The sequence below is a fragment of the Streptomyces boluensis genome, from assembly GCF_009908195.1.
Taxonomy (GTDB): Bacteria; Actinomycetota; Actinomycetes; order Streptomycetales; family Streptomycetaceae; genus Streptomyces; species Streptomyces boluensis.
On record NZ_JAAAHS010000018.1, the window covers coordinates 17471 to 43993 of the forward strand.

Annotated in this window: 23 protein-coding genes; 15 read left to right on the top strand and 8 right to left on the bottom strand. The window is 70.2% G+C overall.

The features are described 5' to 3' along the window. The first annotated feature begins 22 nt into the window (after positions 1-22). The 10 genes from GUY60_RS04545 to GUY60_RS04590 all read left to right on the top strand — a co-directional run bounded on the left by GUY60_RS04545 (position 23) and on the right by GUY60_RS04590 (position 10877). Positions 23-1291 (top strand): MFS transporter, encoded by a 1269-nt coding sequence (locus GUY60_RS04545; protein WP_161694002.1) that lies wholly within the window; start codon positions 23-25, stop codon positions 1289-1291. A 10-nt stretch (positions 1292-1301) separates the two neighbouring features. Beyond that, positions 1302-1811 carry a MarR family winged helix-turn-helix transcriptional regulator gene (locus tag GUY60_RS04550; RefSeq protein WP_161694004.1) on the top strand — a complete coding sequence of 170 codons (510 nt, stop codon included), beginning with the start codon at positions 1302-1304 and terminating at the stop codon, positions 1809-1811. Positions 1812-1889: 78 nt separating this feature from the next. Next, positions 1890-2228, top strand: coding sequence for a DUF3817 domain-containing protein (locus GUY60_RS04555; protein ID WP_161694006.1), 339 nt, complete (start codon positions 1890-1892; stop codon positions 2226-2228). A gap of 267 nt (positions 2229-2495) precedes the next feature. After that, positions 2496-3908 carry an ABC transporter substrate-binding protein gene (locus GUY60_RS04560; protein WP_161694008.1) on the top strand — a complete coding sequence of 471 codons (1413 nt, stop codon included), beginning with the start codon at positions 2496-2498 and terminating at the stop codon, positions 3906-3908. After that, positions 3905-4735 carry a carbohydrate ABC transporter permease gene (locus GUY60_RS04565; protein ID WP_161694010.1) on the top strand — a complete coding sequence of 277 codons (831 nt, stop codon included), beginning with the start codon at positions 3905-3907 and terminating at the stop codon, positions 4733-4735. Before GUY60_RS04560 ends, GUY60_RS04565 begins: the two co-directional genes overlap by 4 nt. Continuing rightward, positions 4732-5706 carry a carbohydrate ABC transporter permease gene (locus tag GUY60_RS04570; RefSeq protein ID WP_312866182.1) on the top strand — a complete coding sequence of 325 codons (975 nt, stop codon included), beginning with the start codon at positions 4732-4734 and terminating at the stop codon, positions 5704-5706. The genes GUY60_RS04565 and GUY60_RS04570 overlap by 4 nt, the downstream gene beginning before the upstream one ends. Further along, positions 5703-6833: a CMD domain-containing protein gene (locus GUY60_RS39660; protein WP_312866183.1), complete on the top strand. Its 1131-nt coding sequence runs from the start codon at positions 5703-5705 to the stop codon at positions 6831-6833. Before GUY60_RS04570 ends, GUY60_RS39660 begins: the two co-directional genes overlap by 4 nt. After that, complete coding sequence (locus tag GUY60_RS04580; protein WP_161694012.1) at positions 6830-7894, top strand: acyl-CoA dehydrogenase family protein; 1065 nt, start codon at positions 6830-6832, stop codon at positions 7892-7894. The genes GUY60_RS39660 and GUY60_RS04580 overlap by 4 nt, the downstream gene beginning before the upstream one ends. Positions 7895-7980: 86 nt before the next feature. Beyond that, complete coding sequence (gene icmA / locus GUY60_RS04585) at positions 7981-9681, top strand: coenzyme B12-dependent isobutyryl-CoA mutase large subunit (protein ID WP_161694014.1); 1701 nt, start codon at positions 7981-7983, stop codon at positions 9679-9681. A 119-nt stretch (positions 9682-9800) separates the two neighbouring features. Beyond that, positions 9801-10877, top strand: coding sequence for an alpha/beta fold hydrolase (locus GUY60_RS04590; protein ID WP_161694016.1), 1077 nt, complete (start codon positions 9801-9803; stop codon positions 10875-10877). A gap of 139 nt (positions 10878-11016) precedes the next feature. Here the strand turns inward: GUY60_RS04590 and GUY60_RS04595 are convergent, their stop codons facing one another. Continuing rightward, positions 11017-11658, bottom strand: coding sequence for a TetR/AcrR family transcriptional regulator (locus GUY60_RS04595; protein ID WP_161694018.1), 642 nt, complete (start codon positions 11656-11658; stop codon positions 11017-11019). A gap of 341 nt (positions 11659-11999) precedes the next feature. Here GUY60_RS04595 and GUY60_RS04600 point away from each other — a divergent pair, with 341 nt between their 5' ends. The 4 genes from GUY60_RS04600 to GUY60_RS04615 all read left to right on the top strand — a co-directional run bounded on the left by GUY60_RS04600 (position 12000) and on the right by GUY60_RS04615 (position 16192). Continuing rightward, positions 12000-12974, top strand: a complete 975-nt coding sequence (locus GUY60_RS04600) for a tetratricopeptide repeat protein (RefSeq protein WP_161694020.1) — start codon at positions 12000-12002, stop codon at positions 12972-12974. 663 nt (positions 12975-13637) lie between these two features. After that, entirely contained in the window at positions 13638-14270 is a 633-nt protein-coding gene (locus GUY60_RS04605; RefSeq protein WP_161694023.1) for a DUF6230 family protein, read from the top strand. 142 nt (positions 14271-14412) lie between these two features. After that, complete coding sequence (locus tag GUY60_RS04610; protein ID WP_161694024.1) at positions 14413-14958, top strand: DUF6114 domain-containing protein; 546 nt, start codon at positions 14413-14415, stop codon at positions 14956-14958. 94 nt (positions 14959-15052) lie between these two features. Then, positions 15053-16192 (top strand): hypothetical protein, encoded by a 1140-nt coding sequence (locus tag GUY60_RS04615; protein WP_246234287.1) that lies wholly within the window; start codon positions 15053-15055, stop codon positions 16190-16192. Between the two features lie 116 nt (positions 16193-16308). On the opposite strand, the gene pyk is transcribed toward GUY60_RS04615, so the two are convergent. The 3 genes from pyk to pta all read right to left on the bottom strand — a co-directional run bounded on the left by pyk (position 16309) and on the right by pta (position 21165). Further along, positions 16309-17739, bottom strand: a complete 1431-nt coding sequence (gene pyk, locus GUY60_RS04620; RefSeq protein WP_161694028.1) for a pyruvate kinase — start codon at positions 17737-17739, stop codon at positions 16309-16311. Between the two features lie 74 nt (positions 17740-17813). Beyond that, positions 17814-19040: an acetate kinase gene (locus GUY60_RS04625; protein ID WP_161694030.1), complete on the bottom strand. Its 1227-nt coding sequence runs from the start codon at positions 19038-19040 to the stop codon at positions 17814-17816. 22 nt (positions 19041-19062) lie between these two features. Beyond that, positions 19063-21165, bottom strand: coding sequence for a phosphate acetyltransferase (gene pta, locus GUY60_RS04630; RefSeq protein ID WP_161694032.1), 2103 nt, complete (start codon positions 21163-21165; stop codon positions 19063-19065). Between the two features lie 335 nt (positions 21166-21500). Between pta and GUY60_RS04635 the strand changes: the two genes are divergently transcribed. Then, positions 21501-22526 (top strand): 6-phosphofructokinase, encoded by a 1026-nt coding sequence (locus tag GUY60_RS04635; RefSeq protein WP_161694034.1) that lies wholly within the window; start codon positions 21501-21503, stop codon positions 22524-22526. A 71-nt stretch (positions 22527-22597) separates the two neighbouring features. Here the strand turns inward: GUY60_RS04635 and GUY60_RS04640 are convergent, their stop codons facing one another. The 4 genes from GUY60_RS04640 to GUY60_RS04655 all read right to left on the bottom strand — a co-directional run bounded on the left by GUY60_RS04640 (position 22598) and on the right by GUY60_RS04655 (position 26520). Then, positions 22598-23239 carry a helix-turn-helix domain-containing protein gene (locus tag GUY60_RS04640; protein WP_188132152.1) on the bottom strand — a complete coding sequence of 214 codons (642 nt, stop codon included), beginning with the start codon at positions 23237-23239 and terminating at the stop codon, positions 22598-22600. A 152-nt stretch (positions 23240-23391) separates the two neighbouring features. Next, on the bottom strand, positions 23392-24225 hold the full coding sequence (locus tag GUY60_RS04645; protein ID WP_187369929.1) for a carbohydrate ABC transporter permease: 834 nt from the start codon (positions 24223-24225) through the stop codon (positions 23392-23394). A gap of 79 nt (positions 24226-24304) precedes the next feature. After that, a complete protein-coding gene (locus tag GUY60_RS04650) occupies positions 24305-25183 on the bottom strand; it encodes a carbohydrate ABC transporter permease (RefSeq protein WP_161694038.1) in 879 nt (292 codons plus the stop codon). Further along, on the bottom strand, positions 25180-26520 hold the full coding sequence (locus tag GUY60_RS04655; protein ID WP_161694048.1) for an extracellular solute-binding protein: 1341 nt from the start codon (positions 26518-26520) through the stop codon (positions 25180-25182). Before GUY60_RS04655 ends, GUY60_RS04650 begins: the two co-directional genes overlap by 4 nt. Positions 26521-26523: the final 3 nt, after the last annotated feature.

Genomic DNA, 26523 nt, shown 5'->3' on the forward strand with positions numbered 1-26523 from the left:
GGTCGGCGGCAACCTGCTGCGCATGTCCTCGCCAACCGCCGGTCCCGGCCGCCGCCCCCGCTATGCCGCCGTGTTCGCCGTACCGGAGTTCCGTGCCGTGTTCGCGGCGCATCTGCTTTCGCTGCTCGGGGTGGTGGTGAGCGAGCTCGCGCTGACCGTGCTCGTCTACGACCTCACCGGTTCCCCGCTGCTCAGCGCCCTCACCTTCGCCCTCGGCTTCCTGCCGTACCTCGTGGGCGGCACCCTCTTCGCCGCCGTCGCCGACCGCTACCCGGCCCGGCGCGTGCTCGTCGGCTGCGATCTGGTCTGCGCCGCCTGCGTGGCCGTCATGGTGCTGCCCGGCACACCGGTCGGCTGGCTGCTCGCGCTGCGCTGTGCGGTGGCCGCGGTCGCGCCGGTGTTCACGGGTACGCGGATGGCGGCGCTCACCGACATCCTCGGCGAGGGCGAACTGTTCGTCCTGGGGCGCTCGTTGCTGCGGATCGTCTCGCAGAGCGCGCTGCTCGCCGGGTTCGGTGCCGGTGGTGTGCTGCTCGCCGCGGTGTCGCCGCGCGGCGCCATCGCCGTCACGCTCGGCACGTTCCTCTGCTCCGCCGCGCTGCTCCGCTTCGGCACCGCGCACCGGCCCGCGCGGGCCGGCTCCGGTGGCGGCGGTCTGCCGCGCGAGTCGATGGCCGCGGCCCGCCGGGTCTTCGGCGACCGGCGGCTGCGTGCGCTGATGCTGCTGTTCTGGGTGCCGGCCGGTTTCGTCGTCGCCCCCGAGGCGCTGGCCGCGCCCTACGCCGAGCGGATCGGCGCCGGGCCTGTCGCGCTCGGGCTGCTGATGTGCGCGATGCCCGTCGGCCATATCGCCGCCGAGCTGTACGCGGGCGCCCGCCTCACCCCGTACACCCGCGCCCGGCTCGTCCTGCCGCTCGGCGGCGCCGGACTCCTGCCGCTGCTCGGGTACGCGAGCACGCCGGGCGTAGCCCTCACCGCGACGCTGCTGCTGCTCGCCGGTGCGGCGGGCGCGTACGTGATGGGGCTCGACCAGTGGTTCGTGGAGGCGGTGCCCGAGGACCTCAAGGGCAGCGCCATGACCCTGATGACGGCCGGGCTCATGACGGTCCAGGGCGTCGGCATGGCGCTCGCCGGGCTCGCCGCCGAGTTCTTCCCGGTGGCGTACGTGGTGGCCGGGGCCGGTGTGCTCGGCACGCTCTGCGCGCTCGCCCTGGTCGTCGAAGTGCGGCGCGGGCGGAGGCCGTCGACCGTACCGCGAGACGGGGCTGACCAGCATGTGACCGCCCGGTAAGGTCGGGTGCGTGCCGAAGCCGCTCAGTCTCTCCTTCGACCCCATCGCGCGAGCCGATGAACTCTGGAAGCAGCGCTGGGGATCCGTGCCGTCCATGGGCGCGATCACCTCGATCATGCGCGCCCATCAGATCCTCCTCGCCGAGGTCGACGCGGTCGTCAAGCCGTACGGACTCACCTTCGCGCGGTACGAGGCGCTGGTGCTGCTCACCTTCTCCAAGGCGGGCGAGCTGCCGATGTCGAAGATCGGCGAGCGCCTTATGGTGCACCCCACCTCCGTGACGAACACCGTGGACCGCCTGGTCCGCTCCGGCCTCGTCGACAAACGACCCAACCCCAACGACGGCCGCGGCACCCTCGCCTCCATCACCGACAAGGGCCGCGAGGTGGTCGACGCGGCCACCCGCGACCTGATGGCGATGGACTTCGGGCTCGGTACGTACGACGCGGAGGAGTGCGCGGAGATCTTCGCGATGCTGCGGCCGCTGCGGGTCGCGGCGCGGGACTTCGAGGACAGCTGAGCCCCCTGCTGAGCCCCCGTACCCGCCTGCACGGGGTCGGCTGAAGATCGCGCAAAACGGGCGGTTACGCTCGTACGCATGAAGCGATCCGTGCTGACCCGCTACCGCGCCCTGGCCTACATCACCGGTGTCCTCCTGGTCCTGCTGACCCTCGGCATGATCGGCAAGTACGCCCTGGGCCTGGACGGGGCCGCGGACTTCACGAAGGTCGTCAGCATCGCGCACGGCTGGCTGTACGTCGTGTACCTGGTCTTCGCCTTCGACCTCGGCTCCAAGGCGAAGTGGCCGGTCGGCAAGCAGCTGTGGGTGCTGATCGCGGGCACCATCCCGACGGCCGCGTTCTTCGTCGAGCGCAAGATCTCCGCCGAGCTCGCCGACAAGGTGACCGACCCGGCGCCCGGAGCCGTCAAGGCGTAACAGCCACCCCGAAGTTGAGACGCGCACGTCCGCATCGCGGACTTGCGCGTCTTCTGCTTTGACACCGGATGTGACGGCCATCTACTTTCGCCGTCACCGAGGGCGAACGAGCGATCGAGGGCGGGGGGAGAGGCATGCGCACCGCACGGCTGCTGCACCTCACCGCGCGCCGCTACCTCGATCTGCGGCGGAGCACCAGCACCGGCTGTTGAGCGACCAGCTCCAGCCGCTGTCCCCTCCGTCACCCCGCATCCCAGGGATGTCCCCATGCCCTCCGCGCATCCGCCGCGGCGCGCCCTGCTCCGCTTCGGCGCGGCCGCGTCCGCCGCAGTGTCCGGCTCCGCGCTGCTCACCGCCTGCGGCTCCGGTCCTGACTCCGGCTCCGGCAAGGTCGTGCCGTTCTACACGACCGAGTCCGACCCGAAGTCGCTCGCGTTCTACCGCTCCGTGATCCGTGAGTTCGAGCGTGAACACCCGGGCGTCACCGTCAAGTTGACGCTCTACTCGGACGAGAACCAGCTCCAGTACCTGCAGTCCGCGATGCAGACCGGCACCGACATCGGGGTGTTCGCGCCGCCCGCGTCGAACATCCTCGACTGGGCCGTGAAGGGCTATCTGCTGCCGCTGACCGGCATGATCGAGGAGGTCGGCGAGGACGACTTCCTGCCGGGCAGCCGCATCACGTACCGCGGCGAGGACTACGCGATGCCCTTCCAGGCCAACGCCTCCGTCCTCTATTACCGCAAGGACCTGCTCGACAGGGCGGGCATCGCGCCCCCGGAGACATACGAGCAATTCCTCGGCGCCGTACGGGAGTTGCACGGCCAGGGCGGCATCGACGGGATCTCCTCCGGCGCCGGCAACACCCCCGGCATGACCACCCAGTTCCTCGCCCCGTACGTGTACCAGTCCGGCTGGGACTACTACGGGGCCGACGGCCGGGTGCTTTTCGGCGAGGACGAGGTGCTCGACGGGGTGAAGCGGCACGTCGCGATCATGCGGTACGGGCGCAAGGGCATGTTCAACACCAACTACCCGGACCTGATGAACACCTACATATCCGGGCGGGCCGCCTTCGCCACCATGGCCGGGCGGCTCGGGGTGAACCTCGCCGCGCAGAACCCGAAGGTCGCCGAGGTGACCGGAGTGCTCCCGGTGCCCGCGGGCCCGTTCCGCACCGGGCGGCTCGCGTACGGCGGCAAGAACCAGTACAGCGTCTTCGCCCGCACCGCGCACCGCCGCGAGGCCACCGCCTTCCTCAAGGCGCTCACCACCGGCACCAACGCCCTGAAGTTCGCGCTCACCGTGCCAGGACACCTCGTACCGCCGCTGAAGTCGGTCAAGGACCGACTGCGCGCCGGAATCGGGGAGTCCGACGACCCGTACCTCGTCAGGCACGGCGACTGGGTGCGCACCATCCTCGATCTCGTACCGGACGCGATGAGCCCCGACATGGCCATGGGGTCCGTGGTGAACGGGCGGTACGCGGGCAGGCAGGCGCGGCCGTGCCCCTGGGCCGGGAAGGCGTGGGCGCCACCGCCCGCGGACGCCGTGATGGTGCAGTCGATCCTGCTGCGCGGCGAGGACCCGGAGCGGGCCTGGCGCCGGGCCGTGGACCAGCTGGAGTGGGCCGGACGTGACTGGCGGGCCGCCAACCCGAAGTGGAGGGCGGACGCGTGAGACTCCGGAACTTCCGCAGAGCACCCCTGTACCTGTGCCTGGCGCTTGTCGTGGCCGTCGCCGATCTGCCGCTGCTGTGGATCGTGCTGACCGCGCTCAAGCCCGACGCGGAGATCATCGCGTACCCGCCGAGCTTCTGGCCGGGCGAGCTGACCTTCGACAACTTCCGCACCCTGTTCGAGATCTCGCAGTTCAGCGCCTATCTGCGGAACTCGCTGCTCGTCTCCGTGGGTGCGACCGCGCTCACCGTGCTGCTCGGGGTGTGCGCCGCGTACGCCCTCGTCCGGTTCCGCATCCCGGGCCTGCGGTGGGTCGGGGAGCTGTCGCTGTTCGCGTACCTGGTGCCGCCGATCCTGGTGCTCGTTCCGGTCGCGCAGGTCGTCGCCAGATTCGGTCTGGCGAACAACCTCGGCGCGCTCGTCGTCCTCTACACCGCGACGCTGCTCCCGTTCGCGCTCTGGACCCTGCGCTCCTACTTCCACGGGCTGACCGTCGAGTTGGAGGAGGCCGCCATGGTGGACGGCTGCACCCGGTTCGGGGCGTTCGTGCGGGTGGTGCTGCCGCAGGCCGTGCCCGGGGTGATCGCCACCTCCGTGTTCACGTTCAACGCGGCGTGGAGCGAGTACCTGTTCGCCTCGACGCTGCTCGCCGACCCGGAGAAGTTCACGGTCAGCCAGGGCCTCTCGCTCCTGATGGACCAGACGAGCGTCTACTCCTGGGGCGTGCTCATGGCCGCCGCGCTCGTCATCGTCACCCCGGTGCTCGTGCTGTTCGTCCTCGTACAGAAATTCCTCGTCGGCGGTGTCGGACAGGGGGCCGTGAAGTGACCAGCAGTGAAGTGACCAGCCGTGAAGTGACCGCAACGACTCAAGTGCGGCCTCCCGCAAGGAAGTCGGTCCCTGCGAAGAAGGTGCGGCGCGGGTTCTCCGACCGGGCGCTCGGCACCCTGATGCTGCTGCCCGCGCTGCTCCTGCTCCTCGTCTTCGCCGTCTACCCGTTCCTCGCCTCGGTCTTCGACAGCTTCTTCCGTATCGACTTCCTCACCCGCGAGCACACCTTCCTCGGCCCCGACAACTACCGGCGCCTCTGGGAGGACCCGGCGGTGCGCGGCGCGTTCGGGCGCAGCGTGCTGTGGGTCGCGGCCAACGTCGTCATCCAGGCCGTGCTCGGCGTCGCCGTGGCGCTGCTGCTCAACGCCGGTCTGCGCGGCCAGAGCCTCGCGCGCGGCCTGGTCCTCTTCCCGTACGTGGTGCCCGCGGTGGTGGCGGCGCTCGTCTTCCGGTTCCTGTTCAACGACACATCCGGAGTGGCCGGTTACGCGCTGCGCGAGCTCGGCCTGTCGGAGTCGCTCGCCAACCCCTTCGCGGACCCGGCGACGGTGCTCGGCGCGCTCGTCGCCGTCAACTGCTGGAAGTACGTGCCGTTCGTCGTCATCGTCGTCCTGGCCCGCCTGCAGACCCTGCCGGGCGAGCTGAAGGAGGCCGCGTCGCTCGACGGGGCAGGCCGGTTCGGGATCTTCCGGCACGTCACCCTGCCGTGGATCGCGCCCGCCCTGATCGTCGCGATGCTGATGCGCACCATCTGGACCGCGTACGACTTCGACCTGCCGTATCTCCTCGCGGCGGGCGGGCCGATGGACTCCTCCACCACCGTCCCCCTCGCCATTCGCAAGCTCGCCTTCGCCGACCAGGACCTGGGCCTCGCCTCCGCGCTCGCGGTGTGCGTGGCGATCCTGCTCGTCGCGGGCGCGCGGCTGTACCTGCGCGCGTACAGGTCAAGCGAGAGCGCGCTGTCGTGAACCCCCGGCAGCCGTACGAGAGTTACGAGAGTGACGAGCTCCACGAGAAAGGCCCCGCCGTGCCCTCCGTGTCCCACGATGTGATCGACAGCGTCACCGGCGCGCCCGATGCCGTACGTGCCCTGCGGGGTGCGCGCGACAAGGCGTACGCCCATACGCAGGCCGCGCATGACGTGCTGCTCGCCGCCAGCTCCGGTCTGTCGCGCGCCGCGCGGTCCGAACTGGCGGCCCATGTAGCGGAGTTGGAAGGTGCGCCCGCGCTCGCCGCGCACTACCGGGGCCTGCGCGCCGGTGGCGCGCTCCCCACGGGCTTCGACGCGCTGCGCGCGCACGCCCGCCGCCTCGTCCTCGCCCCGTCCTCCGCCGGGCCCGAGCACATCGCGGAACTGGCCGCGGCCGGGTTCGCACCCCGCGACATCGTCTCCGCCTCCCAGCTGGCCGCCTTCGTCACGTACCAGACGCGGCTCGCGGCCGGCCTGCGCGCGCTCGCCGGGCTCGCGGCGGAGAGCGGCGAGTTGCCCGCGTACGAAGTACCGGTCCTGGAGCGGGAGTTCACGCTCGGCACGCTCGACTGGGACGCCTGGGTGGAGACCCTGCGCCTCGAAGACGGGACGCCCGAGCAGCTCGCCGTCCTGGAGGAGTCGCTGCCGACCGCGAAGACCTCGGCGTACTACCTGGCGCTCGTCCACGACGTCGAGGCGCTGCGCGAGCGGTCCCGGCTCTACAACGCGATCATGTACGCGCCGCGCGGCCTCGACCGGCGCGACCGCGAGATCGCCGCGCTCGCCGTGTCCCGCGTCAACGGCTGTGTGTACTGCGCCTCGGTGCACGCCCGCCGCTTCGCCCAGCTCAACAAGGACGCCGGGCCGGCCGAGGCGATCCTCGGCGGCGACCTGCGCGGCGACACACCGCGCCGCCAGGCGATCGTCGACTTCGCGGTGGCCCTCACCGCACGCACCGGCCGGCCGCTGCCCGTACGGGAGTTGCGGGAGGTGGCAGGCCTCGACGACACCGAGATCCTCGACCTGATCCATGTTGTGGCCGTGTTCGCCTGGGCCAACCGTCTGATGCTGACCCTGGGCGCACCCGCCCCGGCACCCGAGGAACGCGAGGAGTACGTCGCTTGAGCACCACCGACCCCGTGAATCACCCCCTGGTCGAGGCCGCCCGGCGCCTCGCCGACGACGTCCTCGCGCCCGCGGCGGAGGCCCACGACCGTACGGGCGTCACCCCGGAGGCCATCGCCGCCGTCAAGGCGTCCGGTGTGCTCGGCGTCAACGCACCCGCCGCGTACGGAGGTTCGGAGGCGCCCGCCGCCGTCGGCCGTGAGGTCGCGGAGATCCTCGCGGGCGCGTGCTGCTCCACCTTCTTCATCCAGGCCCAGCACCACACACCCGTACGCACCCTGGTGGCGGGCGCGGAAGCGGCGCGCGAGCGGTGGCTGCGGCCGCTGTCCGAGGGGAGCGCGCTCGCCGGGATCGCCTTCTCGCACCTGCGGGCGTTCCCGAAGCTGCCGGTACGGGCGACCCGGCTGCCCGACGGAGGGGTGCGCTTCGACGGGCGGGTGCCCTGGTACACCGGCTGGGGCCTCAACGACGTGTTCCTGCTCGGCGGCGCCACCGAGGACGGCGAGGTCGTCTTCGCGCTCGCCGAACCCCGCGAGCAGGCCGGGCTCACGCCGACCGCACCCCTCCAGCTGGCCGCGCTCACCGGCGCCCGCACCGTCGGCCTGGTCCTCGACGGGCTCACCGTCCCGGCCGATGACGTGGTGATCCGGCAGCCGTACGAGGACTGGGCCACCGCCGACCGCCCCAAGAACACCAACACCAACCCGGCCGTACTCGGCGTCACCCGTGCCGCCCTCGACCTGCTCGACGCCTCCGGGGACGGCGAGGCGAAGGACACCGCGGGCGTGCTGCGGGCGCGCCTGGACGCGGTGCGCGCGGACGCGTACGCCCTGGTCGACGACGTACCGGCGGGGGAGCGGCTCGACGACCGGCTCGCGGTGAAGACGCGGGCGTACGACCTGATGCGGGCGGCCACGACGGCGGCCATCGTGATCGGCGGCGGCCGGGCCTTCAGCCTGTCGGCCCCGGCGCAGCGTCTCGCCCGCGAGGGCCTGTTCCTGGTGGTCCAGGGCCAGACGGCGGAGGTGCGCAGCGCGCATCTGGCGGCGCTCAGGGCCTGATCACAGCGGGTTCCGCCCGGGTGCCCGCAGTGACGGGTACCCGTCGGCCATCGACATTTACTAGGACGTCCTAGTAAATTGAAATCATGGACGCTGACGCCATCGACGAGGGCCGCCGCCGCTGGCAGGCCCGGTACGACTCGGCCCGCAAGCGGGACGCAGACTTCACCACGCTCTCCGGAGACCCGGTCGAGCCGGTCTACGGGCCACGGCCCGGGGACACGTACGACGGGTTCGAGCGCATCGGCTGGCCCGGTGAGTACCCGTACACCCGAGGGCTGCACGCGACCGGGTACCGGGGCCGCACCTGGACGATCCGCCAGTTCGCGGGGTTCGGCAACGCCGAGCAGACCAACGAGCGCTACAAGATGATCCTCGCCAACGGCGGCGGCGGACTGAGCGTCGCCTTCGACATGCCCACCCTCATGGGGCGCGACTCCGACGACCCGCGCTCGCTCGGCGAGGTGGGCCACTGCGGAGTCGCCATCGACTCGGCCGCCGACATGGAGGTGCTCTTCCAGGACATCCCGCTCGGCGATGTCACCACCTCCATGACGATCTCCGGGCCGGCCGTGCCGGTCTTCTGCATGTACCTGGTCGCCGCCGAGCGCCAGGGCGTCGACCCGGCCGCGCTCAACGGCACGCTGCAGACCGACATCTTCAAGGAGTACATCGCGCAGAAGGAGTGGCTTTTCGAGCCCGAGCCCCATCTCCGCCTGATCGGCGACCTGATGGAGCACTGCGCCCGCGACATCCCCGCCTACAAGCCGCTGTCGGTCTCCGGCTACCACATCCGCGAGGCCGGTTCGACGGCCGCGCAGGAGCTCGCATACACCCTCGCCGACGGATTCGGCTATGTGGAACTGGGGTTGAGTCGCGGCCTCGACGTCGACGTCTTCGCCCCCGGCCTCTCCTTCTTCTTCGACGCTCACCTCGACTTCTTCGAGGAGATCGCCAAGTTCCGCGCGGCCCGGCGCATTTGGGCCCGCTGGATGCGGGACGTGTACGGGGCGCGCTCCGACAAGGCGCAGTGGCTCCGCTTCCACACCCAGACCGCAGGGGTCTCGCTGACCGCGCAGCAGCCGTACAACAACGTCGTACGCACCGCGGTCGAGGCGCTCTCGGCGGTGCTCGGCGGCACCAACTCGCTGCACACCAACGCCCTCGACGAGACCCTGGCGCTCCCGTCCGAGCAGGCCGCCGAGATCGCGCTGCGGACGCAGCAGGTCCTCATGGAGGAGACCGGCGTCGCCAACGTCGCGGACCCGCTGGGCGGTTCGTGGTACGTGGAGCAGCTCACCGACCGTATCGAGGCCGACGCGGAGAAGATCTTCGACCAGATCAAGGAGCGCGGCCGCCGCGCCCACCCGGACGGGCAGCACCCGATCGGCCCGATCACCTCGGGCATCCTGCGCGGCATCGAGGACGGCTGGTTCACCGGCGAGATCGCCGAGTCGGCCTTCCGGTACCAGCAGTCCCTGGAGAAGGGCGAGAAGCGGGTCGTCGGCGTCAACGTCCACACCCCGTCCGTCACCGGCGACCTGGAGATCCTGCGGGTCAGCCACGAGGTGGAGCGCGAGCAGGTACGGGCCCTCGCGGGACGCAAGGACCAGCGGGACGACGCGAAGGTGCGGGCCGCGCTCGACGCGATGCTCGCCGCCGCCCGCGACGGCAGCAACATGATCGGCCCGATGCTGGACGCGGTCCGCGCGGAGGCGACCCTCGGCGAGATCTGCGACGTGCTGCGGGACGAGTGGGGGGTGTACACGGAACCCGCCGGGTTCTGAGGAGCCCCTACGGGTTCTGAGGAGTCCCGACGGGTTCTGAGAGGTTCTGAAGCCGGGGTTCCGGATCGTCTGCCGGGGTAGGTGCGTTCGCGATACACGCACCCGCCCCGGAGGACACCTTGAGACCACCCCGCCGCCGTACCGCGCTCGCCGCCACCGCCCTCGCCGTGCTCGGCACGCTCCTCGTCGGAGGCTCGGGCGCCGTCGTCGCCGACACGCCCCGACTGCCCGAGGTACAGGACGAGTTCGACTCGCTCGGCCCCGACGTGCACGCGGCGAAGCTGCCCTCCGGGCGCACGGCGCACTTCACCGACGCGGGGCCGCGCGACGGCCGCCCGGTGCTGTTCATCGGCGGTACGGGCACCTCCGCCCGCGCCCAGCACATGACCGACTTCTTCGGGTCCACCCGCGACGAGATGGGCCTGCGCCTCATATCCGTGGAGCGCAACGGCTTCGGTGACACCGAGTTCGACCCCGGGCTCGGCAAGGCCGACTTCGCCGAGGACGCCCTCGCCGTGCTCGACCGGATCGGCGTCGAGAAGGTCTCCGTCATCGCCATCTCCGGCGGCGGCCCGTACGCGGCCGAGCTCGCCGCACGCGCCCCCGAACGCGTCCGCGCGCTCCACCTCGCCGCCGCGCTGCCCCCGTACGGCGCGAAGCCCGCGTACTGCGCCCTGTCCGACGACGCGCTCGGCGCGGCCCTGAAGGACTCCGTCAAGGACCCGCGCAAGTGGTGGGCGTTCCCCGACGACAGCCCGGTCAAGTCCATCCCCGGCTTCGCGGACACCGCGTACGAAGAGGGTGCGCGGACCTTCAACCAGCGTGGCCAGCAAGCCGATGTGGCTCCGCAGGTGCACGAACAGCGGCTCTACTGCGAACGTCCCGGGCCCGACCTGTCGCGGCTGAAGGCGCCGGCCTACCTGTACGCGGGGGAGAAGGACACGACGGTGCCGCCGTCGACCCTCGCCGTCTGGCGGGACGCCCTGCCGGGGCGTGAGGTCGTACGGCGCTATGCGGACACGGGGCACGACGTCCAGTACCGGCACTGGGACCAGATCCTCGCGGATCTTGCGGGGTACGGGGACCGGACGGTGGTGTGCCGTGACTCGCACAGTGCGCTGGTGCCTGCGCGGGAGGCGGAGCGGCTGGTCGAGTCGGGCGAGGCCTCGTTGGGCAGCTGCGCCTGGCAGGGCTGATTTTTCCCCTACCCGCCCCTTCCCGAAAGTCCTCGCCGGACGGGCCTCCTCAATCGCCGGAGGGGCTCAAATATGAGCCCTGGCCCGGAAAATTCAGCCCGTCCGGCGTTTGAGGACGAGCCCGGAGGGCGATCGGCAGTCACCCAGCCGACGGTGCGGGACGGGACGCCGCGGCCAACCCCCCCAGCAGCAGCACGGTAAAGCTGCGTGCCCACTCCTCGTCCACCGGTTCCGCGCTCACCAGGGAGCGGTGGACCACCGCGCCCGCCACCACGTCGAAGATGAGGTCGGCGGTGCGGGAGGCCGCTGACTCGTCGGCCTCGCGGGGGAGTTCGCCGCGTTCCTGGGCGCGTCTGCGGCCCTCCAGGACGAGGCGTTTCTGGCGGTCCACGATCGCGTGCCGGATGCGCGTCCGGAGTGCCTCGTCGCGGGTCGACTCGGCGACCACGGCCATCAACGCCGTACGCGCCTCCGGCCGTTCGAGCAGGGCGGCGAACTGCAGCACCACGCCCTGCGCGTCCTCGGCGAGGCTGCCCCGGTCCGGCAGTTCGAGCTCGTCGAAGAGTATGGCCACCGCGTCCACGACGAGTTCGTTCTTGCCCGCCCAGCGCCGGTACAGGGTCGTCTTGGCGACGCCCGCGCGCGCGGCGACATCGCTCATCGTCAGCTTCGACCAGCCGAGGTCCACGAGGGCGGCACGGGTCGCCTCCAGGATCGCGGTGTCGGCCTCGGCGCTCCGGGGGCGTCCCTTCCGCCCGGCGCATGGGGGTGTGCGGCGCATGCGGCCGACCATACCCGCCGGTAAGTCACCCGTACCCCGCGGCGATTCCGTGAGGCAGATCACCGGTGATCACCGGACGCGGGCCCCGGTCGGGATATACGCTACGAGTCGTAGCGAAAGCTCGTAGGAACCTGACGGGGACCTTCGAGCGGCAACCACAGGCTGGGGTGGGGACCCTGGCCACGCAGGGAAACGGTCCCTCCTCGGACCTTTGGGGGCAACCCCTCGACCGTGACCTGTCCGTACGCCTCGCATCCGGCGGGGGGCCTGCGGACGGGCCGCGGTCCCACGGATTCGGCCGGACTTTTCACAGGCGCGCGCGGAAGGGGGAGGATGTACGCATGCAGCCACGGAACATGTCCATGAGCGGAGTCGTCGACCTCGCCGCGGTGAAGGCGGCCCAGGAGGCCAAGGCCAAGGCGGAGCAGGCGCGCGCCGAATCCGCGAAGAACGGCGGCGGTCAAGCCGTATCGCCCGCGAGTCTCGTCATCGACGTCGACGAGGCGGGTTTTGAGAACGAGGTGCTTCAGCGCTCCGCCGAAGTACCCGTCGTCATCGACTTCTGGGCCGAGTGGTGCGAGCCCTGCAAGCAGCTCGGCCCGCTGCTCGAACGCCTCGCCGTCGAGTACAACGGCCGCTTCCTGCTCGCCAAGGTCGACGTCGACGCCAACCAGATGCTGATGCAGCAGTTCGGGATCCAGGGGATCCCGGCCGTCTTCGCGGTGGTCGCCGGTCAGGCCCTGCCGCTTTTCCAGGGCGCCGCCCCCGAGGCCCAGATCCGCGAGACCCTCGACCAGCTGATCCAGGTCGGCGAGGAGCGCTTCGGCATCACCGGGATCGCCGTCGACCCGAGCGCGACGCCGGACGACGCCGCAGCCCCGGCCGAGGAGCCCGCCGGACCGCACGACGCCCTCCTCGAAGCGGCCGCGCAGGCCCTTGACGCGGGCGACCTGGGCGGCGCGGTGCAGGCGTACCGCAATGTCCTCGCCGACGACCCCGGCAACACCGAGGCCGAGCTCGGCCTCGCCCAGGCCGAACTGCTCCAGCGGGTCAACGGCCTGGACCCGCAGCAGGTGCGCAAGGACGCCGCCGAACGGCCCGCCGATGTCGCGGCGCAGATCGCCGCGGCCGACCTCGACCTGGTCGGCGGTCATGTCGACGACGCCTTCGGCCGGCTCGTCGACGCGGTCAAGCGCACCGCGGGCGACGACCGCAACGCCGCCCGGGTGCGGCTGCTCGAACTCTTCGAGGTGGTCGGGGCCGACGACCCGCGGGTCGCCTCGGCGCGCTCGGCACTGGCCCGCGCGCTGTTCTGATCCCGTACGGCGGGTGCTTCACGAGCTGTGACGGCCGCCCGGCGCCCGTCAGTTGGTGACCTGGTCCTAAACGGGAAGACCCGCAGTGGCGTTGTGAAAATTTGGCGACAGAGCGATTCAGCGGCCGCGCTTTACCAAAACTTGGTAATCGCGGCCGCTGTTACTTGGAGTAAGCCAAGGCCGGTGATCTGTCCGGTTCCGTCGGTCAATTTCCCGGTCTGTGCGGGGGGTTGACCGCACCGAGTGTGGCCGCCCGATGTCAGCCCGTCGCGTCGTGGTTATCCAGCCGTTACCAGCGAGTAACGAACCCCCTTGTGCGGGCGCTCCGAATGCACCACGATCGGCCACGCTCGGTCCATTCCCGTACTCCCGACAACCAGCTCGGGGCGCAGGGTTCGTGGTCCCCACCGAGTGGCCGGAGGCGCCGCCGACGGTCAAGGACAGGGGGGTCTTCGCCGAACGGCGGGGCCTGTCCGAGCGGTTGCGTGCAGGCGCGACCAGTGGTTGTCGCTCGGGGGTGATCGTCAGTGATTCGGACGCGGTACGCGCCTGGAGTACGGGCGCTCTCCTTCCCGAGGACGTAGCACTTCTCCCATCCCTGCCCGGCTGAGCCGCCAAGGGCAGTCAGGGCCAGGAGATGTACGTCCGAGAAGGAGGAAAGTCATGGAATCCGTGGCTCGTGGCGGAACCCGTTGGAAGCGGTTCGCCGTGGTCATGGTGCCGAGCGTCGCGGCGACTGCCGCGATAGGCGTCGCCCTCTCGCAGGGTGCGCTCGCGGCATCGTTCAGTGTGTCGGGTCAGTCGTTCAAGGTGTCGGCCGACCAGCTCGACGGCAAGGGTCTGGTGCAGTACGGCGGTGTCGACGTCGGTGTCGACATGGAGGGCAAGAAGGCCCACCACCCCGTCTCCGTCTCCGCGTTCAAGACCGCGGAGATCACCAACATGTGCCAGTCGGTGGTCTCGCACGTCCCGGTCATCGGTGACGTCACGCTGCAGCTCAAGGCGGGCGGCGGAGACACTCCGGTCGAGGCCGAGAACCTCTACATCGACGTCGCTCAGCTCGACGCCGACGCCGAGTTCCGGGGTCTCAACATCGGTGTGGCCGCGGGTCAGTCCACCAAGGGCCCCGGCATGAAGGGCGGCAAGGAGATCGCGGACCCGAACGGGTTCGCGCAGGAAGCCGACCGCGCCATTCTCAGCAACATCAAGCAGACGGCCTGGGCGACCAGCGCAGGCACCTTCAAGCTGAGCGGTCTCAGCATGAAGCTGCACCAGGGCAAGAAGGAGTGCTTCTAAGCACTCGCCCGAGTCCTGCGGCCCTCCGTACGGGGTGGCCGTCGGGCAGCTGGCTCGGCGGGCGTGGAGCTCCGGTCTCCCCGCCCGCCACCACAGATCTGCACTGATTCACGTACCGCCGGTTCCAAGGAGCTGTTGTCCCATGAGCGCCGTGTCATCGGGGCCGAACGACCACTTCCTCAAGGTCCACCGGGAGAAGTTCCGGGTCTGGCGGGGTGGCCGGCCCTTCTGGGCGGGCCTCCTCACCATCTTCGGCGGCCTGCCGATCGCCTACCTGCCGTACGCCAACATCAAGCTCGGCAACCTGACGCTGGCCATGGCCACGACGGCGGGTGCCGGTTCGCTGATCATCGGCGTGCTCCTGGTCGTGCTCGGCCTCACCATGTGGTTCCAGTCGCACTCGCGGATCTTCGCCGGCGTCGCCGCGATCCTGCTCGCCCTGGTCTCGCTCGTGGTGTCCAACATCGGTGGATTCCTCGTCGGGTTCCTGTTCGCGCTGCTCGGCGGTGCGCTCGGCATCGCCTGGGCTCCGGCCGGGGACGAGAGCGGCCGGGCCGAGCGACGGGACCGTACGTCCGAAGGGTCCGACGCGGACGACCGCGACGAGCCCGCTGTGAACGGTGCGCGTGACGACCTGACAGGAACGGGCTCGATGAACCAGACGAACGGGAGGCACCGTGCCGGGTGACGAGGTGCAGTACGAGGGCACCGAGGCTGGGCCCCGTGCGAGAACGGGGCCGCGGCACGCTGCCCCGAAGAAGCCTCTGATCACGAGGCTGAACATGCCCGCGGGCAAGGCGATAGCCATCGCCGCCATGCCCACCAGCATCCTCATGGGCATGGGGCTCACCCCGACCCTGGCGCACGCCAAGCCGCAGCCGGACAACCCGTTCCGGGACGGTCCGTGCGTCACGGCGCCGGACAAGGACGCGGAGGCCGAGGAGAAGGCCGAGAAGGAGCAGGCCGCGAAGGAGAAGGCGGCCAAGGAGAAGGCCGCCGAGGAGAAGGCCGCCGAGGAGAAGAAGGACGCCGAGGAAGCGGCCGAGAAGCCGTCGGCGGGCGACGACTCCGACGCGACGCCTGCCACCGGCGACTCGGGCGACACCGCCGACGAGCCGGAGCCCGAGCCGTCCCCCACCGAGACGGAGAACCCGCTCGACCCGCTGGGCGTGGGCGACAAGATCAAGGACGTCTTCACCCCGGACGACCAGGAGTCGGAGTCCCCGGCACCCGAGCCGTCCGCGTCGGACGACACCAAGAGCGATGCCACCGACCCGGTGAAGGACACCGTCGACGGTGTCGAGGACGCGGCCGACAAGGTCACGGACGGCGCGAAGGACGCGGCGGAGAAGGCCGAGGAAGCAGCCGAGAAGGCGAAGGAAGACGCCGACAGGCTGAATCCCTCCGCCGACCCGCTCGCCCCGGACGCCGACGGGAAGAAGCCGTTCCCGTGTGTCGTGGAGAAGAAGGTCGACGGCGACAGTGAGACGCCGCCCGCCCCGATCCCGGAAGACCCGTGGCACCTTGAGGCCAGCTCGCTGCTCCTCAAGGGCGCCGACTACCAGGGCGTCGTCAACCTGAAGACGCCCAGCGGCAAGACCAAGCAGGTCCTGAAGTACGTGATCAGCAAGGGCACGGACATCGGCGACCTGCACCAGACCGTCGAGGGTCCGGGCGGCGAGACGTACCACATCAGGTCGGCCAAGGGCGCCACGTCCACGATCCGCAACGGCGAAACGATCATGTACACCGAGAAGATCTCCGGACACCTCTTCGGGCTCATCCCGATCACGTTCGACCCGGAGCACCCGCCGCCGCTGAACATCCCGACGATCTACTTCACCAACGTCGAGGTGGTCCAGGCGGGCCAGTTCGGCGGCACTCTCACCGTGCCCGGCTTCAACCAGGAGATCACGCCCTGAGCGGCTGAACTCCGACCGGTGCCCCCAGTTCCACCGGGAGCCGCACGAACGCCAAGGGCGCCCCCTTCACGAAGGGGGCGCCCTTGGCGCTTGCGTATCGGACGGACGGACGGACGTCAGTCGCGCTCGCCGCCGCCCAGGTGGTGCACCCGGACCATGTTGGTGGTGCCGGGGACGCCGGGGGGCGAACCGGCGGTGATGATCATGGTGTCGCCGGCGTTGAACCGCTTGAGCTTCAGCAGCTCCGCGTCGACCAGGTCCACCATCGCGTCGGTGTTGTCGACGTGCGGGACCAGGCGGGACTCCACGCCCCAGCTCAGCGAGAGCTGGTTGCAGGTCTCCTGCTCGCTGGTGAAGGCGAGGATCGGCTGCGCGGCGCGGTACCGGGAGAGCCGGCGCGCGGTGTCACCGGACTTGGTGAAGGCGACCAGGAGCTTCGCGTCCAGGAAGTCGGCGATCTCGCAGGCGGCGCGGGCCACCGCACCACCCTGCGTACGCGGCTTCTTGCCCGGTACGAGCGGCTGCAGGCCCTTGGAGAGCAGCTCCTCCTCGGCGGCCTGGACGATCTTCGACATGGTCTTGACCGTCTCGATCGGGTACGCGCCCACCGAGGACTCGGCGGAGAGCATGACCGCGTCCGCGCCGTCCAGGATCGCGTTGGCCACGTCGGAGGCCTCGGCGCGCGTGGGGCGGGAGTTGGTGATCATCGACTCCATCATCTGGGTCGCCACGATCACCGGCTTGGCGTTGCGCCGGCACATCTCCACGAGGCGCTTCTGCACCATCGGGACCTTCTCGAGCGGATACTCGACGGCCAGGTCGCCACGGGCCACCATGACCGCGTCGAAGGCGGCGACGACGCCCGCCATGTTGGCGACCGCCTGCGGCTTCTCGACCTTGGCGATGACGGGGACCCGGCGGCCCTCCTCGTCCATCACCTTGTGGACGTCCTTCACGTCGTCGGCGTCCCGCACGAACGACAGGGCGACCAGGTCGCAGCCCATCCGCAGGGCGAAGCGCAGGTCCTCGATGTCCTTCTCGGACAGGGCCGGCACGTTCACCGCCGCGCCGGGCAGGTTGATGCCCTTGTGGTCGGAGATGACACCGCCCTCGATGACGATGGTCTTGACCCGGGGGCCGTCGACGTCGGTCACCTTGAGCTCGACGTTGCCGTCGTTGATCAGGACCTGGTCGCCCTTGGAGACATCTCCGGTCAGGCCCTTGTACGTGGTGCCGCAGATGGACTTGTCGCCCGGGACGTCCTCGGTGGTGATGGTGAACTCGTCACCGCGCACCAGCTCGACGGGACCCTCGGCGAAGGTCTCCAGACGGATCTTCGGGCCCTGGAGGTCGGCGAGCACACCGATGGCACGGCCGGTGTCCTCGGCGGCCCGGCGGACACGGTCGTAACGCTCCTGGTGCTCTGCGTGCGAACCGTGGCTGAAGTTGAAGCGGGCCACGTTCATACCGGCCTCGATGAGAGCTTTCAGTTGCTCGTACGAGTCGACGGCGGGGCCCAGTGTGCAGACGATTTTGGAACGGCGCATGAGACGGATCCTATCGTTTTGTTTCGCTAAGGAATATTCCATCTGGCGGAATCTACAAATGGGCGGACCGGCGCTCAGTCGTTGCGTTCGCCCGCCCGGTTTGCCACGAGCGCGTAGGTCTGCCGGGCGATCTCCAGCTCCTCGTCGGTGGGCACCACCGCCACCGCGACCCGGGCGTACTCCGGAGAGACGATCCGGGCCTCGTCGGAACGCACCGAGTTGAGCTCGCCGTCGACCGCCAGGCCCAGTTCCTCCAGGCCCGCCACCGCAGCCTCCCGCACCGGAGCCGCGTTCTCCCCGACCCCGGCCGTGAACGCCACCGCGTCCACCCGGCCGAGCACCGCGTAGTAGGCGCCGATGTACTTCTTCAGCCGGTGCACGTAGATCTCGAAGGCGAGCCGCGCCTCCTCGTCGCCCTCGTCGATACGACGGCGGATCTCCCGCATGTCGTTGTCGCCGCACAGCCCGATCAGGCCGCTCCTCTTGTTCAGGAGTACGTCGACCTCGTCCGCCGACATCTCGCCCACCCGCATCAGATGGAAGATGACCGCCGGGTCGATGTCGCCGGAACGCGTCCCCATCACCAGACCCTCGAGCGGCGTGAGCCCCATCGAGGTGTCCACGCAGACCCCGCCGCGCACCGCCGAGGCCGAGGCGCCGTTGCCCAGGTGGAGCACGATGACGTTGACGTCCTCCGGCCGCTTGCCGAGGAGTTCGGCGGTCTTGCGCGACACGTACGCGTGCGACGTGCCGTGGAAGCCGTAGCGGCGGATGCGGTGCTGGTCGGCGGTCTGCACGTCGATCGCGTAGCGCGCCGCCGACTCCGGCATCGTCGTGTGGAACGCCGTGTCGAAGACCGCAACCTGCGGCAGGTCGGGCCGCAGCGACATGGCCGTACGGATACCGGTCAGGTTGGCCGGGTTGTGCAGCGGCGCCACCGGGATGAGCCGCTCCACCTCCTTCAGGACCGCGTCGTCGATCACCGTCGGCTCGGTGAACTGCTTGCCGCCGTGCACCACCCGGTGCCCGATCGCCGCCAACTCGGGGGAATCCAGGCCGAGTCCGTCGTGCGCCAGCTCGGCGGCGACCGCCTTCAGGGCCTCCTCGTGATCGGCGATCGGCCGGTTCTGCTCGCGGGCCGCGCCGTCCGTGGCGAGCGGCGTGTGCTTGAGCCGGGAGGTCTCCTCACCGATGCGCTCGACGAGACCCACGGCGAGCCGTGCGTTGTCGCGCATGTCGAGGAGCTGGTACTTCACCGACGAGGAGCCGGAGTTCAGGACGAGAACACGAGTCGCTGTCACAGGTATTGCTTTCGATCGGGGATCAGTTGGTGGGCGTCTGGGCCTGGATCGCCGTGATGGCGACGGTGTTCACGATGTCCTGCACGAGCGCGCCCCGCGACAGGTCGTTGACCGGCTTGCGCAGACCCTGAAGGACCGGCCCGACCGCGATGGCGCCGGCCGAACGCTGCACGGCCTTGTACGTGTTGTTGCCGGTGTTCAGGTCCGGGAAGATCAGCACGGTGGCCCGGCCCGCGACCTCCGACTCCGGCAGCTTGGTGCGCGCCACCGAGGGCTCCACGGCGGCGTCGTACTGGATCGGGCCTTCGATCTTCAGGTCCGGGCGCTGCCCGCGCGCGAGCAGCGTGGCCTCCCGCACCTTGTCCACATCGGCGCCCGAGCCGGACGTACCCGTCGAGTACGACAGCATCGCGACCTTCGGCAGCACGCCGAACCGCTCGGCCGTGGTGGCCGACTGGACGGCGATGTCGGCGAGTTGCTCGGCGTTCGGGTCCGGGTTGACCGCGCAGTCGCCGTACACGAGGACCTGGTCGGCGAGGCACATGAAGAACACCGAGGAGACGATCTTCGCTCCCCCAGCCTCCGGCCGGGAGGTGCCCCCAGGCTTCGTCTTGATGATCTCGAAGGCCGGGCGGATCGTCGCCGCCGTGGAGTGCACCGAACCGGACACCATGCCGTCGGCGAGACCGTCCTGCACCATCAGCGTGCCGAAGTAGTTGACGTCCGCGACCACGTCGTGCGCCAGCTCCACGGTGACGCCCTTGTGGGCGCGCAGCGCCGCGTACTGCTCGGCGAACTTCTCCCGCAGCTCCGAGGTCTGCGGGTCGATCAACTGCGAGTCGGACAGGTCGATGCCGAGGTCGGCGGCCTTCTTGCGGATCGCCTCCACATCGCCGAGCAGCGTCAGATCGCACACTCCGCGCCGGAGGAGTACGTCGGCGGCGCGCAGCACCCGCTCCTCGGAGCCCTCCGGGAGCACCACCCGGCGGCGGTCGGCGCGGGCCTGCTCGATCAGCTTGTGCTCGAACATCATCGGCGTGACCCGGCTGCTGCGGGACACCTCGAGGCGGTTGAGCAGCTCGGAGGTGTCGACGTGCCGCTCGAAGAGGCCGAGCGCGGTCTCCGCCTTACGCGGGGTCGCGGCGTTCAACTTGCCTTCGAGCGCGAAGAGTTCGGTCGCCGTGGGGAAGGAGTTCCCGGCCACCGAGACCACCGGCGTGCCCGGCGCGAGCCGGGACGCGAGCCGCAGGATCTCCTCGCTGGGCCGCTCGTTCAGGGTCAGCAGCACGCCCGCTATGGGAGGCGTACCGGCGCTGTGCGCGGCGAGCGCCCCCACCACCAGGTCGGCCCGGTCGCCCGGGGTCACCACCAGGCAGCCCGGCGTCAGGGCGCCCAGGAAGTTCGGCAGCATCGCCCCGCCGAAGACGAAGTCGAGCGCGTCCCTGGCGAGGCCCGAGTCGTCACCGAGCAGAACCGTTCCGCCGAGGGCGTGCGTGATCTGCGCGACGGTCGGCGCGGAGAGTGCGGGGAGGTCCGGCAGTACGTAACAGGGCACCGGGAGCTGGGCGGTGAGCCCTTCCGAGATGGCGTCCCGGTCGGCCGGGGCGACCCGGTTCACCGCCATCGCGAGGACCTCGCAGCCCAACACCTCATAGGCGCGGTACGCGTTGCGGGCCTCGGCGCGCACCGACTCGGCACTCTGCCCGCGCCCGCCCACGACGGGCAGCACCCAGGCGCCGAACTCGTTGGCCAGGCGGGCGTTCAGGGACAGTTCGTCGGGGAGCTGGGTGTCGGCGAAGTCGGTGCCGAGGACGAGCACCACCTCGTACTCCCTGGCCACCTCGTGGAAGCGGTCGACCAGGTGGGACACCAACTCGTCGGTGCCGCGCTCCGCCTGGAGCGCGGACGCCTCGTGGTAGTCCATGCCGTACCCGGAGGCCGGGTCCTGGCTGAGCCTGTAGCGGGCCCGCAACAAGTCGAAAAGTCGGTCGGGTCCGTCGTGGACCAGCGGCCGGAAGACCCCCACCCGGTCGACCTGTCGGGTCAGGAGTTCCATGACTCCCAGCTCCACGACCTGGCGGCCGTCGCCACGGTCGATCCCGGTCACGTACACGCTGCGCGTCACGCGTTGCTCTCCGTTCCCTCGCTCGCTTGTGCGCCTTGACCCGGGACGTACGAAGACACGTACGGAGAGACCGAGACAAGCCCCTACAAAAATACCCGATATGGTGTGGTTGCCCTCTTGACAATACCCCTGCGGGTGGATAGGGCGCCCGCCGGGCAGGGGGTCCGGGAAAGGGCCGGGTCAGGGCGTTCGCAAGGGTCTGGGAGGCGCCGCTTCCGGTGGAGTACGGGAAGGGGCGTGCCCCGGATGCCCGTGGAACAATCGGAACCCGGCTCAAGCGCAGGGGCTGCCCCGCCGGGCAGGCCCCAGGACTAGCGAGCAGGAGAAACAGCGCGATGCGTATCGGAGTTCTCACCGCAGGCGGCGACTGCCCCGGCCTGAACGCAGTGATCCGGTCGGTCGTGCACCGCGCCGTCGCCGCGCACGGCGACCAGGTCATCGGCTTCGAGGACGGGTACGCGGGGCTTCTCGACGGCCACTACCGGGAGCTCGACCTGAACGCGGTCAGCGGCATCCTGGCCCGGGGCGGCACCATCCTCGGCTCCTCCCGCCTGGAGCGCGACCGCTTCCGCGCCGCCTGCGACAACGCCAAGGAGCTCATCGAGAAGAGCGGCTTCGACGCGCTCATCCCGATCGGCGGCGAGGGTACCCTGACGGCCGCCCGCATGCTGTCCGACGCCGGGGTGCCGGTGGTGGGCGTGCCGAAGACCATCGACAACGACATCTCCGCCACCGACCGCACCTTCGGCTTCGACACCGCCGTCGGCGTCGCCACCGAGGCCATGGACCGCCTCAAGACCACCGCCGAGTCGCACCAGCGCGTGATGGTCGTCGAGGTGATGGGCCGGCACGCGGGCTGGATCGCCCTGGAGTCCGGGATGGCGGCCGGTGCGCACGGAATCTGCCTGCCGGAGCGGCCGTTCGACCCCGCCGACCTGGTCAAGATGGTCGAGGAGCGCTTCGCGCGCGGCAAGAAGTTCGCCGTCGTCTGCGTCGCCGAGGGCGCGCACCCCGCCGAGGGCACGATGGACTACGGGCACGGCGCGATCGACCAGTTCGGCCACGAGCGCTTCCAGGGCATCGGCACCGCCCTCGCGTACGAGCTGGAGCGCCGCCTCGGCAAGGAGGCCAAGCCGGTCATCCTCGGCCACGTCCAGCGCGGCGGCACGCCCACCGCGTACGACCGGGTGCTCGCCACCCGCTTCGGCTGGCATGCGGTGGAGGCCGTGCACCGGGGCGAGTTCGGGCACATGACGGCGCTGCGCGGCACGGACGTCGAGATGGTCCCGCTGGCGGAGGCGGTCACGGCGCTGAAGACGGTGCCGGAGTCGCGGATGCACGAGGCGGAGTCGGTCTTCTGACCGCCCCGAGTCCCCCTACGGGAAGCTGAGTTCAGCGGCGGTCGGGGGCGGCCGGTTCGTCGGTCGGGTCGTCAGTCCCCGGCCGGCCCGACCAGCTCCCAGAACTCGTCCACGATCCCCTCCAGGAACTCCCGCCCGGAGTGGCCCGCGCCGCTCTCCGTCCCGCCCCAGCTCAGCGTCGCCACCATCCGCGTGTGGTACTCGCCGTACAGCCGGTCCAGTACGTCCTCCACGGTCGCGCGCTCCAGCGGGACCAGCTTCAGCACCGGCCGTACGTACCCCTCCCAGCGGGCCGTCACCGCGCTGCGCAGCAGTTCGGCCAGCCGGTCCTTGCGGCCCGTCACCGCCGTGAAGTCCCGCGCGCCGAGCCGGAGCAGCTCGGCGAGGGCCTCCGACTGCCGCTCATTGCCCTGCCACGCGCCGCTCTCCTCCATCCGGACATACGCGGCGTGCTCCACGCCGACCGCCCGCGCGAAGTCCTGCGTGGCGAGGCCATGGGCGAGCCGATGCTCGCGCAACGTCTGCGCGGCGCCGAGCAGTTCACTCGGCGCGCACCACAACGCCCCCGCGAGCGCGGTAACTTCGGCCGAACTCGGCGCGAGCTGCCCGCGCTCCCAGGCGGCGACGGTGTCCGGCGTCACGTACGCGAGGCCGTAACTGGCCCGCAGGCTGTACGCAACATGTCCGTGCGCCATCCCCAAGGCCTCCCGCATCCGGCGGGCGGCAAGGTTGTCGAAGGGCGGCGTGGCGCCGGTGGTCTGACTCTGGTGCACCCGGACACGCTAGAGGGCTACTGGGGGGTCGCCTACGGTGTGTTCGCCCAGGATCACCGGTCGAGACCAGCTGGTAGAAACGTCCAAAAGAGTCAGCCTTTGACCGCGCCCCCCAGGGCGAACCCCCCGCCGAGCCGCCGTGCGATCAGGATGTACAGGAGCAGGACCGGGGTCGAGTAGATGACCGAGAACGCCGCCAGCTGGCCGTAGACCACCGTGCCGCGGTTGCCGAAGAAGTCGTTGATGCTGACCGAGGCGGGCATCTGGTCGGGGCTGAGCAGGAGCATGAAGGGGACGAAGAAATTGCCCCACATCATGACGAACGAGTACACGGTCACCACCGCGATGCCTGGGCCCATCAGGGGCAGGACCACGCGGAGCAGGGACTGGAACGGGGAGGCGCCGTCCGTCCACGCGGCCTCCTCGAGTTCTCTGGGGACACCGTCCATGAAGTTCTTCATCAGCCATACGGCGAACGGGAGTTGGGACGCCGCGAAGAACAGGATCGTGCCGTGCATCGTGTCGATCAGCTCGACCTGCACGAACAGCGCGTACACCGGCACCATGATCGCGGTGATCGGCAGACACGTCGCGAAGAGGATCGTCGCCAGGAAGGCGCGGCCCGTACGGGAGCGGTAGCGGGACAGCGGGTACGCCGCGAGGGCCGCGCAGCTCACCGTCAGGAGCGTCGCCCCGCCACACAGCAGCAGGCTGTTGAGGAGCGGGGTGAATGTCACGTCGGGGACGAGGACCGCGTCGAAGTTCGCGAACGTGGGCTCCTCGGGGAACTTCACCCGCAGGTCGGCCTCCGCGTCCACGGCCGAGAACAGCACCCAGGCGAGCGGCAGGACGAACGCCGCCGCCACCGCGAGCAGCGCCACGTCCGCGGAGAGGCGGTGGCCCCGGCGGCGGGCGGAGGCGGACAGGGTGCGCTCGGCGGACCGCGTGCGTTTGACGGGCAGCGTGCGCTTGACGGGCGGCGTGCGCGTGACGGAGCCGGACAATTCAGACCTCCGTGCGCAGCAGGCGCATGTAGACGAGGGAGAAGAGGGAGCCCACCACGAGCAGCAGCAGCGCCACCGCCGTCGCGTACCCGATCATGCTGTTCTGGAAGGCCTGTTCGTACATGTAGAGGGGCAGGGTCTGGCTGCGGCCGCCGGGGCCGCCGCGGGTCATCACCCAGATCAGGCCGAACACCGACAGCGTCTGCAGGGTGTTGAGCATCAGGTTCGTGCCGATGGAGCGGCGGATCATCGGCAGCGTGATGTGCCACATCCGCCGCAGGCCGCTCGCCCCGTCGACCTGCGCGGCCTCCGTGACCTCCTTCGGGATCTCGTTCAGGGCCGCCGAGTACACCAGCATCGAGAACGCCGTACCGCGCCACACGTTCGCGAACGACACCGCCAGGATCGGCAGCGTGTACAGCCAGTTCTGGCCCGGCAGGTGCAGCCAGTCGAGGACCGCGTTCAGGGTGCCCTCGCGGCGGAAGAACGCGTACAGCAGAAAGCCCGCCACCACCTCCGGCAGCACCCACGCCACCACCACGATCCCGCCGGTCAGCGTGCGCACCGGCCTGGACGCGCGCCGCATCAGGGCCGCGAGGCCGAGGCCGAGCGTGTTCTGCCCGATCAGGGACGACACCACCGTGAACACCAGGGTCAGCCAGACCGCGTGTCGGAAGTCCTCGTCCCCGAACGCCTTCGTGAAGTTGTCGAGGCCCACGAACGACGACTCGGCCTGACCCGTCAACTGCAGGTCGGTGAAGGCGAGATACACGCAGTAGCCCAGCGGGCCCGCGAGGAACAGCAGCAGCAGGACCACACCGGGCGAGGCCGGCAGGGCCCGCGCCAGCGCGCGGCGCGGCCCTGAGGCGGCAGAGCTCACTTCTTGACCACTTCGCCGCCCGTGACGGAGTCCAGCTCCTCGTCGTACGTCCTCGCCGCCTCCTCGACCGAGGTGTCCCCGGTCGTCACGCCCTCCATGGCCTCCTGGACCGCCGTCGACACCTTCGGATACGCGGGATACGCGGGCCGGTAGTGCGTGAACTCCACCAGGTCGGTGAAGAACTCGATGCCGGGCTGCGCCTTCACGTACTCCGGGTCGTCGGCGACGTCCTCACGGACCGCGATGCCCGAGTTCGCGACGTACCACTTCTGCGCGTTCGCCTTCGTCTGCATCGTCTTGATGAACTCGAAGGCCAGGTCGGGGTTGCCCGCCTTCGACGGGATCGCCCAGGTCCAGCCGCCGGACATGCTGACCTTGCCGGGCGCCTGCCCGTTCTGCGTCGGCATGTGCGCGAGCCCCAGCTCCTTCGACCACTGGGGCCACGCGTGGCCCGCGCCGGGCAGCCAGTCCTGCGGCAGCCACGAGCCGTCCAGGTTGATCGCCAGCTTGCCCTCGGGCATCAGCTCACCGCGGGTCCGCGTGCCGATGTTCGGGTCGAGGGCGTCCGACACCTCGGGGCCGAGCTTCTCCTCGTACACCGTCTCCACGAACTCCAGGGAGTCCTTGAAGCCCTTGCCGCCCGCCACCCACTTCTTCTTCGCCGGGTCGTACATCGGGTCCTCGCCCGTGCCGTACAGGAGCATCTCGAAGCCCTGCATCGTGGCCATCTCGCCCGCGGGCTTGCCCGTGTAGACGTTCAGCGGGATGACGCCCGGCACCTTCTTCTTGACCGTGCGGGCGGCGTCCAGGATCTCCGCCCAGTTCTTCGGCTGCCAGTCCTCGGGCAGGCCCGCCTTCTTGAAGATGTCCTTGCTGAACCAGAGCCCACGGGTGTCCGTGCCGTCCGGCACCCCGTACGTCTTCCCGTCCTCGCCCTTCGCCGCGGCCTTCGCGGTGTCGAAGAACCGGCCCCAGTCCTTCCACTTCTTCAGATACGGGTCCAGGGGCTTCAAGTACCCGCTCGTGATGTCCGAGTTGACGAGGAAGGTGTCCTCGTAGACGAGGTCGGGCGCGGTCTTCGGGGAGCGCAGCATCTGCTGCAGCTTCGTGTAGTACTCCGAGTCCGGCGCCTTGATCGGGACGAGCTTCACCTTCTTGCCCGGGTGCGCGTTCTCGAACTGCTTCTTCATCTCGGCCAGGTACTTGTCCGGCACCCGGATCTGGTTGTCCGTGGACTGCTTGTACGAGACCTTCACGACATCCGGATCGCTGTCGCCGCCCCCACCACAGGCGGTGAGCGTGGCGGCGGCGAACACGGCGGCGGCGGTGAGGAACACGGG

Bases quoted from the DNA above. Each gene is read 5' to 3' on its own strand.
- GUY60_RS04595 (WP_161694018.1), bottom strand. From the start codon at position 11,658: ATGCGCCGCACACCCCCATGCGCCGGGCGGAAGGGACGCCCCCGGAGC.
- GUY60_RS04560 (WP_161694008.1), top strand. From the start codon at position 2,496: ATGCCCTCCGCGCATCCGCCGCGGCGCGCCCTGCTCCGCTTCGGCGCG.
- GUY60_RS04635 (WP_161694034.1), top strand. From the start codon at position 21,501: ATGCGTATCGGAGTTCTCACCGCAGGCGGCGACTGCCCCGGCCTGAAC.
- icmA (WP_161694014.1), top strand. From the start codon at position 7,981: ATGGACGCTGACGCCATCGACGAGGGCCGCCGCCGCTGGCAGGCCCGG.
- GUY60_RS04605 (WP_161694023.1), top strand. From the start codon at position 13,638: ATGGAATCCGTGGCTCGTGGCGGAACCCGTTGGAAGCGGTTCGCCGTG.
- GUY60_RS04545 (WP_161694002.1), top strand. From the start codon at position 23: ATGTCCTCGCCAACCGCCGGTCCCGGCCGCCGCCCCCGCTATGCCGCC.
- GUY60_RS04610 (WP_161694024.1), top strand. From the start codon at position 14,413: ATGAGCGCCGTGTCATCGGGGCCGAACGACCACTTCCTCAAGGTCCAC.
- GUY60_RS04640 (WP_188132152.1), bottom strand. From the start codon at position 23,239: ATGCGGGAGGCCTTGGGGATGGCGCACGGACATGTTGCGTACAGCCTG.
- GUY60_RS04555 (WP_161694006.1), top strand. From the start codon at position 1,890: ATGAAGCGATCCGTGCTGACCCGCTACCGCGCCCTGGCCTACATCACC.
- pyk (WP_161694028.1), bottom strand. From the start codon at position 17,739: ATGCGCCGTTCCAAAATCGTCTGCACACTGGGCCCCGCCGTCGACTCG.
- GUY60_RS04600 (WP_161694020.1), top strand. From the start codon at position 12,000: ATGCAGCCACGGAACATGTCCATGAGCGGAGTCGTCGACCTCGCCGCG.
- GUY60_RS04615 (WP_246234287.1), top strand. From the start codon at position 15,053: ATGCCCGCGGGCAAGGCGATAGCCATCGCCGCCATGCCCACCAGCATC.